Below are 8,366 nucleotides of genomic sequence, written 5' to 3'. Positions count from 1 at the left end.
CGCCGCCGGCGGCAGCCAGCCGAGCGGCGGCGCGGGTGGGGCCGGTGCCAGCGCCCGGCCCGATCGTGCAAGCAGTCGCGCCGCCAGCGCCGCGGCGAGCAGCGCGAAGCACCCGAACAGCCAGGGCGCGGCGAGCACACGGCCCAGGCCGAGCCCGATCGCGGCACCGGCCAGGATGGCGGGCAGCCAGCGTCGCACCAGCTGCATGTCCACTACGCCGGCGCGCCAATGCGCGGCGAGGGCAGGGATGGCGGCGAGCAGTACCGCCGCATGGGCCGTGCCGATGGACAGCGCGGCGGCGTCGTCGTGCTTCTCGAGCACCTCGAGCAACACCGGCACCGCGATGACGCCGCCGCCGATGCCGAGCAGCCCGGCGAGCAGGCCGATCGTGGCACCGGCCGCAAGCAAGGCAGCGATGCCGCCGGCACCTTCAATCAAGGGCGACGACCAGCTTGCCGAAGTTGCGGCCCTGCAGCAGCCCGATGAAGGCGGCGGGCGCGGCATCCAGCCCGCGCACCACATCCTCCTTCCAGCGCAGCCGGCCGGCGGCGATGTGGGCGAGCATCTCGGCCCGGAAGGCGCCGTAGCGGCCCCAGCCCGTGTCGTTGACGATGAAGCCTTGGATGCGCAGGCGCTTGCGGACGACGGGGCCGAGATTGGGGCCGGGCGGCGCGCCGGTCGCGGCGGCGCCGCGGCTCGTATTATATTGCGCGATCATGCCGCACATCACCATGCGGCCGAAATCGTTGAAGCGCGGGAAGACGGCTGCCTGCACCGCGCCGCCGACATTCTCCCAATAGACGTCCACGCCGCCGGGGCAGGCGGCGTCGAGCTGTGCGTCGAGATCCCCGCGATGGTCCACCGCTGCGTCGAAGCCGAGCTCGTCGCGGATGAAGGCGCATTTCGCGGCGCCGCCGGCGATGCCGACCACGCGCGCGCCCGCGATCATGCCCAGCTGCCCGACCACCTGCCCGACCGCGCCCGAGGCCGCGGAGACCACCAGCGTCTCGCCGGCCTTGGGCTGGCCGATATCGGTCAGCCCGACCCAGGCCGTCAGCCCCGGCATGCCGAGCACGCCGAGCGCGGTGGAGGGCGGCGCCTCGGCGGGATCGAGCGGGATCAGGCCATCGCCCGGTCGCGCGGAATGGGTCTGCCAGCCGAAGCCGCCCAGCACCCAGTCGCCGTCGCGGAAACGCGGATGGCGCGAGGCGGCGACCTGCCCGACCGTAAGGCATTCCATGACGCCGCCGAGCGCGACCGGCTTCGCATAGGACTTCGCGTCGTCCATGCGCCCGCGCTGATAGGGATCGAGCGAGAGGAAGCGGTGCCGGATCAGCACCTCGCCCTCGGCGGGCTCGGGCAGCGGCGCCTCGTCGAGGCGGAAATCCTCCGGCACGGGCGCGCCCTGGGGGCGGCGGGCGAGCAGGACGCGGCGGTTGGTCTCGGGCATACGGCGATTATGCCCGCGCCCGCGCCATCCGCGTAGGCGGAAGCCCGCTCAGGTGCCTTCCTCGGCCTTCCGCTTCGCCCGCTCGGCCTCGCGCAGCCAGTCCTCGCTGGTCTTCGTCACGGGGCGCGCGGGGCCGGCATAGGGATCCATGCCACCCTCGGTCGCGGCGAAGACGCGGCAATCCTCGCAGAGGCGCAGCACCTTCAGCCGCTCCGCATCGGCGAACATCCAGTGGTTCAGGCCGGTCAGCTTCTGCGTCACGCGCTCGATCTGGCTCTTCACGCCGAAGGGCTTGGCGCAGCGCTCGCAGCAGAAGGGCTCCTCCTCCTTCACCACGCGCACCTCTGACGAGGCGGGCGAGAGGTTCAGGCGGGGGACGAGGGTGATCACCTTCTCCGGGCAGGTCGCGGCGCAGAGGCCGCATTGCACGCAGGCATCCTCGAGGAAGCGCAGCTGCGGCTTCTCCGGGTTCGCGCTCAGCGCGCCGGTCGGGCAGACGCTGGTGCAGGCGACGCAGAGCGTGCAGCCGGAGATCTCGACCCGCGCCTCGCCGAAGGGCGCGAGCGCGGGCATGGCGATCTCGCCCGTCCGGCGGCCGGCGCCGTCGGCCAGCGCGCGCGCCGCCTGGCGCAGCACCTCCCGCGACGCGCCCATCGCCAGATGCGTCGACGGCGGGAAGGGCAGGCCGCGCTTCGGCACGGCGCGCAGCGCCTCGCCCAGCGAGAAGGGATCGTCGGTCTCGATCGCCGCGGCGCGCGGGCTGCCATGGTCGGGGATGCCGAGGCCGGCCAGCACGTGCTGCACGTAGTCGAGGTTGCGGAAAACGCCTTCCGTCCCGTGGGCGCGCCGGCCCTTCATCAGCAGGCGGATCTGCGCGGCGCCCCAGGCGAAGCCCGAGAGCAGCGTGGCGAGGTCAAGCTGGCTGACCTCGTTGACGCGCAGCGGCAGCACGCGGGCAGGCAGCCCGTCGCCGTGCCGCGCCAGCGCGTCGATCAGCGCATCGCCATGCGCGTCGTGGATCAGGACGAGCGGCGTCTCGCCGCCGGCTTCGCGATAGGTCAGCAGCAGGGTGCGCAGGCGCCGCAGCAGCGCCTCGCCGCTCGGCAGCGCGTAGCTGGCGGCACCGGTCGGGCAGACGGCGGCGCAGGCGCCGCAGCCGGCGCAGATCTCGGCGGAGATGACCACGCTATCCTTGCCCGGCGTGATCGCGCCGGTCGGGCAGAGGTCGAGGCAGCGGGTGCAGCCGGTGCGGCGGTTGCGCGAATGGGCGCAGAGGCCGGCATCGAAGGTCACGAAGCGCGGCTTGTCGAACTCGCCCACCAGGTCGCGCGCCGCGGCGACCGCGCGTTCCACCGCGGCCGGGTCCGCGGGATCGGCGCGGAGGTAGCCCAGGCGGACCTCATGGGTCGGGAACAGCGCCGCGCCGCCGGTCAGGTCGAGCAGCACGTCGCAGCGGCTGACCGCGCCGTCCTTCGCCGGCCCCCAGGCATAGGCCGCGCGGGAGGAGGGGCGCGGCATGGCGTAGCCATCCACCGTCACCTCGAAATTGCCGAGCCAGCCGGTGGCTCCCCGCGCAATGCCGCGGGCGACGGGGAACTCTGCGTCGCGCAGCGGCTGCACCGGCTCCGTCCCCGTCAGCAGCACGGTGATGTCGAGGGTCCCGGCGAGCTTCCGCGCGGCCTCGAGCGCGGTCGCGTCGCGGCCGAGCACCAGCGTCACGCCCTCGCTCTTCAGCGGCACGAGCGGGGTCGCGGGCATCGGCACCGCGGCGGCGGCGATCAGCGCGGCCATCTTCGGCCCCGCCGACTTGGCCTCGTCTGACCAGCCGGCTGTCTCGCGGATGTTCACGAAGGAGAGCGGGGCGGTGAAGCCGGCCTCCTCGGCCTCCTGCTGGAAGAGCGGCGCCTGGGCGGTGCAGGCGACCGTCACCGGCTTGCCTTCGCCGAGGGCGGCGAGGAAGCGGTCGAGCTGTGCCTGGCAAAGCTGCTCGGCGGTGCGGACCTCCGACCCTTCGCCCTTCGGGCAGCCGCGCGCGATGGCGCGGCCGTCGAGCGGCATCGTGTCCTCGCAGGAACAGACGAAGGTGGTGGTCATGCGAGGCGGGCCGGCTTCCTCAGGTTTGCCCAAGCTCTAGGCTCGGGGATTGCGGGCGCATATATCGCCCCCGGCCCCGGCTTGCGAGGGCCAGGGAGGAAGGTTTTCCGGCCGTGTCCGCCGTGCTGCCCGAGTTGCCGTCCGTCTTCACCCCGGTCGTTCCGCTCCGCGAGGCGGGCGATGCGATGGAACGCGCCGTGGCGCTGGCGCCGCAGCACGGGGCGGGGACGCTCGCCTGGGTGCGCTCTGCCTCCCGAATCGAGGCGGCGGTGGTGCTGGAGCCGGAGATGCCGCTGGCCGCCGCGCGGGCGGCGCTGTACGCCGCGGCCTCGGCGCTCGGCGATGCGCTGGCCGCCTTCGGCCCGCCCGAGGTGCCGCTGACCTTCCGCTGGCCCGATCGCGTCGCCGTCAATGGCGGCGAGATCGGCCGGCTGCGCCTCGCCTGGGCCGAGGGGCCCGAGGATGCCGTGCCCGACTGGATCGTGGTGGGGATGGAGGCGCGGCTGATGTTCCCGCAGGGGTGGGAGCCCGGCCACGGCATCGCCCAGACCGCCCTGCAGGAGGAGGGCTGGGAGCCCGAGGATTGCGATCCCGCGGAACTCACCGCGGCCTGGGCGCGGCACCTGATGGCGGGCCTCGCGGAATGGCAGCGCACCGATCCAACGGGGGGCTTCAAGCGCCTTGCGGAGCGCTATCTCGCGCGCCTCGAGCAGGACGAGCGGACCGAGGGCGGCAAGCGCGGCCTCGATCCCGCGACCGGTGACCTGGTGGTGGACCGCGACGGCGCTCGCACGCGCTTCGCCCTGATCGAGGCGCTGGCGGGATGAGCACGAGATTGCCCCGCACGGTGCGGCTCGATCGCTCCGACGCGCTGATCTACGACCCGCCGGCCGAGCCCGGCGAGTGGGCGGTGCCCGGCGGGTTCGAATTCTGGGAGGACGACCTTGGCGCGCTCTCGGGCAAGCGGCGCCAGGCCTTCCGGGGCGGCTTCCTCGGCCTGACCAGCTTCGGCTGGTCCACGCTGGTCGAGGTCGCAGGTGCGACGGCGGCGCAGCGCGAGGCCGCCGTGGCGTCGCTCGCCGTGCATATTCGGACCCGCCATGGCGCGCCGGACGACGCCGCGGCGCGCGCCGCGGCGGAGGAGGAGATCGCCTTCGCCGAGAGCCTCTGCGACCACCCGCCGGGCACCATCCTCGCCGTCTCGCGCGCCGAGGAGGGGGGGGAGGTGCGGGAGCGGTTCCGCACGCTGCATCTGCGCGACACGCCGCACACCAGCTTCAACGCGCTGCCGGTCTTCGGCATCACGGTGGTGGAAGGCGAGGAGGAGGTGGTCGAGACGCCGGACCTGACGCGGCTCGGCGCGGGGAGGCCAGGGTGAACGACCACCACCATCACGACCACCTGCCGAAGCCTCCACCAGGCCTGGCGCCGGGCGATTTCTGGGTGGCCTGCGGGCATCACCTCTGCGACCGCGACGAGGAAGGGCGGATCCACGCGACGCCCGACCTCTGGCGCGCCTTCTGCGCGCGCCCAGAGCTCGTCCCGCCGGAGGAGGCCTGCGAGGCGGAGCGCGCGCTACACGCCGCCCTGCTCGCCGATCCGATTCGCGCCGTGCCGGAGGCCGAGATCGCAACGCTGGCGGATGCGGATGCCCAGGAAAACTGGCGCGTCTTCCTGTCCTTCCGGGACCGCGTCGCGGCCCAGCCGAACCTCGAGGCCGCCTGGCTGAAGCTCTACGCGGACGGCGTGGCGGGCATTCCGCCCCTGTTCCTCCAGATGCTGACGCATCTCGTCGTGCGCAGCGCCATGGAGGGCATCGGCGATCCCTTCGTGCTCCGCGCCGCCGAATGCCTCTTCCGCCCGCAGCGCGCCGGCATCCACCAGGGCTCGACGCTGCTGGCGGATGAGGAGGTGCTGGAGATGAAGGCGGCGTCGAGCGACTTCGGCGCGCTCGGGCAGTTGCTCATTGAGGCCGGAACGCCGCCGCGCGAGGTCGAGATCGACGTGCTGAACGAGGCGAACGCGCCGGCCTATTTCGCGCGCTCCGACGCGCACGACTTCGCGCTCGACATCGTGGACGGCAGCGCCGGGCAGCAGGCGCTCGGCCGCGCCATCGAGGTCTTCCTGAAGCACATGCTGGGCGAGACGCTGACGATCCGGCCCGTGCCGGTGATCGAGGACCGCGACTGGTCCTGGCATGTCGGGCTGGATGCAGAGGCGACATCGATCGCCAACGACCTCTGGCACGGCAAGAAGGTCGCCCAGGCGCGGCTGGCGCGCATCCTCTGGCTCGGGGTGCTGGAATTCGCGGAAGGCTCGCGCGTGATCCCGCGCATGGCGGGCAAGCCGGTCTACCTCGCCGTCGCGATGGACGCGGCGCAGAAGGTGCGGATCAAGCCGCAGAACCTGATTGCCGGGCTCCCGCTGAAGGCGAAGGAGGCGGCGGCGTGAACCCGAAGAGCCTCCGGATCCCTGTGGCCGTCCTGGCCGAGCGCCGCCCTGGCGTCACGCAATGGGCCGAGCATGTGTGGCGGGTGGTGGAGGTGCTGGAGGAGGCGCCGCCGGTGCCGGACTGGACCGTGCTGCGGGAGGAGCAAGGGCGGACGCTGTTCTTCGCCGGGGCGGCGGAGGTGGTGCTGCACCCGACCGACACCTCGAACTACAAGCACAATCTGGAGGCCGCGACGCCGCTGGTCTGGGTGGCGCTGCGCCCGGCCGCGACGCCCGCCGGCTTCGCGCTGCAGACCGTGACGGTGGATCCGGGCGAGGCGCATCTGCACGCCGATACCGGCAACGACCTGGTCGAGGCCCTGCCCCTGCCGCCGGGCCTGCGCGCCACCGCCGAGGCCTTTGTCGCCGAGCACCATGTCGAGCGGCAGTTCTACAAGCGGAAGCGCGACAAGGCCGACCCGCAGGCGCTGGCCCGCCGTGGCCCGGCCTGGGAGGATGAGGAATGAGCGGGGAGGAGCCGGAGGGCTTCCTCTCCCGCTGGTCCCGGCGGAAGCGGGAGGTGGCCGTCGAGCCGGAGCCGCCGGCCCCGACCCTTGCGCCGGCCGCGGTGACGGACGCCCCGCCCGTGGCGGTCGAGCCACCGGGAGAGGAAGCCGCGCCCGAGCCCTCCGCAGGGCCAGCCGCCGACCCGGCGCGCCCGGCCTGCCCGATCCCCAACCTGCCGGAGGTGGACCTCGCCAGCCTGCCGCGGATCGAGGATCTGACCGCGGAGAGCGACTTCTCGGCCTTCCTGCGACCGGGCGTGCCGCAGATGCTCCGCAACGCAGCGCTACGGCGGATGTGGAGCCTCGACCCGGCGATCCGGGACTACATCGGCCCGGTGGACTATCAGTGGGACTTCAACACGCCCGGCGGCCTGCCCTTCGGATTCGCCAACGAGCTGACCGGCGATATCTCGAAGCTGCTCGCCCAGGCGATCGGCAAGATCGAGGAGCTGGCCGAGGAGCCCAAGGACGAGCCGATGGCCGAGGCCGGACCCGAATCGTCCCCGGAGCAGGCGCCGGCGCTCGCCGATCCGGCGCCCGAACCACCCGTCCTGATCGCCGAGGCGCCGGTTGAGCCGCCCCCGCTTCCGTCCGCGAGTGAAGAACCGCCGCCGCCCCGCCGCCGCCATGGCGGGGCGCTGCCTGGCTGAGCGGTGCGCCGTTGCAGCCGAGCCGCGGTCCTGAAAAATTCTTCACAATTCTCGCGGCGGGAACCGTTTCCTCTTGCCGAAATCCCGACTTTGCCGCTTGGTTGCATGCATTGAGGAATTGGGCTTCACGGCGCTGGCAAACGCGGCCGAAGGCCTAGAGCTGAGACCGGGATGTCGGGGACGGAAACGAACGACCCAGTGGATGCGGAGCGTGCGCGGCTGTTCGCGCTGCTTGGGCGCCTCATGGGCAGTGCGCCCGACACCCCCCTGCTTGCTCGCCTGAAGCTCCTGCGCCCGGTCGAAGGCGAGCTTGGCGAGGCCTATGCGGCGCTCGCCGCAGCTGCGGCGGCCACCACGCCCGAGGCTGTGGAACGCGAGTTCTTCAATCTTTTCATCGGCGTCGGACGCGGCGAGGTGCTGCCCTATGCCTCCTATTACCTGACCGGCTTCCTGCACGAGCGGCCGCTGGCGGACCTGCGCGGCGACCTGGCGCGTCTCGGCATCGAGCGCGCCGAGGGGGTGTCGGAGCCCGAGGACCACATCGCCTTCGTCTGCGAGACCTATGCGGGGCTGATCGCAGGGGCCTTCGCGCCCGGCCCCGAAGAGGCCGCGCCCTTCTTCGCCCGTCACATCCGTCCCTGGGCCGCGCGCATGTTCGCGGACCTCGAGAAGGCGGAGGCGGCGGGTTTCTACCGCGCGGTGGGCCGGCTCGGCCGGCTCGCCGTGGAGATCGAATCGGCAGCTGCGGACCTGCCGGCATGAGAAAAGAGGAGAGCACGACGATGGCTGCTGGGGAGCAGACCTCCGCCCGACGCGGGTTGCTGAAGGCGCTCGGCCTGGGCACGGCAGCGGCGGCCGCCGCCGCGCCGGCCGTCGCGCAGCGCGCCGACAGCGTGCCGGCACGCGATGCGCGGAAGGAGAACGAGCGGCAGCGCGTCGCGCAACGCTACCAGCCCAACGCCGCCGGCGTGCAGGCCTTCTACCGCACCAACCGCTACGAATAAGAACCGGGAGAGACGCTGATGCTGATCAAGCGTTCCGAAGGCCGGGCCGCGAAGCAGCGGCTGGCTGCCGCCTATGCGGGGCTGAGCTCGGGCGGCCTCGACCGCCGTTCCTTCCTGCGCCAGGCCGGCCTCGCCGGCGCGGGCCTTGCCGCGCTGGGCGCGGTCGCGCCGT

At 73.0% G+C, this 8,366-nt stretch carries 11 protein-coding genes; 8 read left to right on the top strand and 3 right to left on the bottom strand.

From position 1 onward, the window contains the following. From L2I40_RS13615 to L2I40_RS13605, 3 genes are all read right to left on the bottom strand, one after another. On the bottom strand, window positions 1–408 hold a 408-nt coding region (locus tag L2I40_RS13615; protein WP_237215504.1), incomplete at its 3' end, for a TSUP family transporter. A 22-nt stretch (window positions 409–430) separates the two neighbouring features. Next, on the bottom strand, window positions 431–1,450 hold the full coding sequence (locus L2I40_RS13610) for an NADP-dependent oxidoreductase (protein ID WP_237215503.1): 1,020 nt from the start codon (window positions 1,448–1,450) through the stop codon (window positions 431–433). Window positions 1,451–1,498: 48 nt separating this feature from the next. Further along, window positions 1,499–3,544 carry a 4Fe-4S binding protein gene (locus tag L2I40_RS13605; RefSeq protein WP_237215502.1) on the bottom strand — a complete coding sequence of 682 codons (2,046 nt, stop codon included), beginning with the start codon at window positions 3,542–3,544 and terminating at the stop codon, window positions 1,499–1,501. Window positions 3,545–3,657: 113 nt separating this feature from the next. Between L2I40_RS13605 and L2I40_RS13600 the strand changes: the two genes are divergently transcribed. The 8 genes from L2I40_RS13600 to L2I40_RS24570 form a co-directional block, all read left to right on the top strand. Next, window positions 3,658–4,371: a biotin/lipoate--protein ligase family protein gene (locus L2I40_RS13600; protein ID WP_237215501.1), complete on the top strand. Its 714-nt coding sequence runs from the start codon at window positions 3,658–3,660 to the stop codon at window positions 4,369–4,371. Further along, window positions 4,368–4,922: a DUF6505 family protein gene (locus L2I40_RS13595; protein ID WP_237215500.1), complete on the top strand. Its 555-nt coding sequence runs from the start codon at window positions 4,368–4,370 to the stop codon at window positions 4,920–4,922. Before L2I40_RS13600 ends, L2I40_RS13595 begins: the two co-directional genes overlap by 4 nt. Further along, window positions 4,919–5,995 (top strand): DUF6352 family protein, encoded by a 1,077-nt coding sequence (locus tag L2I40_RS13590; protein WP_237215499.1) that lies wholly within the window; start codon window positions 4,919–4,921, stop codon window positions 5,993–5,995. Before L2I40_RS13595 ends, L2I40_RS13590 begins: the two co-directional genes overlap by 4 nt. Next, window positions 5,992–6,501, top strand: coding sequence for a DUF3305 domain-containing protein (locus tag L2I40_RS13585; protein WP_237215498.1), 510 nt, complete (start codon window positions 5,992–5,994; stop codon window positions 6,499–6,501). The genes L2I40_RS13590 and L2I40_RS13585 overlap by 4 nt, the downstream gene beginning before the upstream one ends. Further along, window positions 6,498–7,190 carry a DUF3306 domain-containing protein gene (locus tag L2I40_RS13580; RefSeq protein WP_237215497.1) on the top strand — a complete coding sequence of 231 codons (693 nt, stop codon included), beginning with the start codon at window positions 6,498–6,500 and terminating at the stop codon, window positions 7,188–7,190. Before L2I40_RS13585 ends, L2I40_RS13580 begins: the two co-directional genes overlap by 4 nt. 171 nt (window positions 7,191–7,361) lie before the next feature. Then, window positions 7,362–7,952: a TorD/DmsD family molecular chaperone gene (locus L2I40_RS13575; RefSeq protein ID WP_237215496.1), complete on the top strand. Its 591-nt coding sequence runs from the start codon at window positions 7,362–7,364 to the stop codon at window positions 7,950–7,952. A 20-nt stretch (window positions 7,953–7,972) separates the two neighbouring features. Then, window positions 7,973–8,194: a hypothetical protein gene (locus L2I40_RS13570; RefSeq protein ID WP_237215495.1), complete on the top strand. Its 222-nt coding sequence runs from the start codon at window positions 7,973–7,975 to the stop codon at window positions 8,192–8,194. An 18-nt stretch (window positions 8,195–8,212) separates the two neighbouring features. Beyond that, window positions 8,213–8,366: twin-arginine translocation signal domain-containing protein (locus L2I40_RS24570; protein WP_372491057.1), on the top strand; the 154-nt coding region annotated here is incomplete at its 3' end.

It is taken from the genome of Falsiroseomonas oryziterrae, assembly GCF_021864505.1.
GTDB lineage: Bacteria > Pseudomonadota > Alphaproteobacteria > Acetobacterales > Acetobacteraceae > Falsiroseomonas > Falsiroseomonas oryziterrae.
Note: the sequence above shows the minus strand (reverse complement) of the source record. Positions and strands in the feature narration are given on the sequence as shown.

Excerpts from the sequence above, each read along its gene's own strand:
- L2I40_RS13610 (WP_237215503.1), bottom strand. The coding sequence starts at position 1,450 with ATGCCCGAGACCAACCGCCGCGTCCTGCTCGCCCGCCGCCCCCAGGGC.
- L2I40_RS13605 (WP_237215502.1), bottom strand. The coding sequence starts at position 3,544 with ATGACCACCACCTTCGTCTGTTCCTGCGAGGACACGATGCCGCTCGAC.
- L2I40_RS13595 (WP_237215500.1), top strand. The coding sequence starts at position 4,368 with ATGAGCACGAGATTGCCCCGCACGGTGCGGCTCGATCGCTCCGACGCG.
- L2I40_RS13580 (WP_237215497.1), top strand. The coding sequence starts at position 6,498 with ATGAGCGGGGAGGAGCCGGAGGGCTTCCTCTCCCGCTGGTCCCGGCGG.
- L2I40_RS13575 (WP_237215496.1), top strand. The coding sequence starts at position 7,362 with ATGTCGGGGACGGAAACGAACGACCCAGTGGATGCGGAGCGTGCGCGG.
- L2I40_RS13570 (WP_237215495.1), top strand. The coding sequence starts at position 7,973 with ATGGCTGCTGGGGAGCAGACCTCCGCCCGACGCGGGTTGCTGAAGGCG.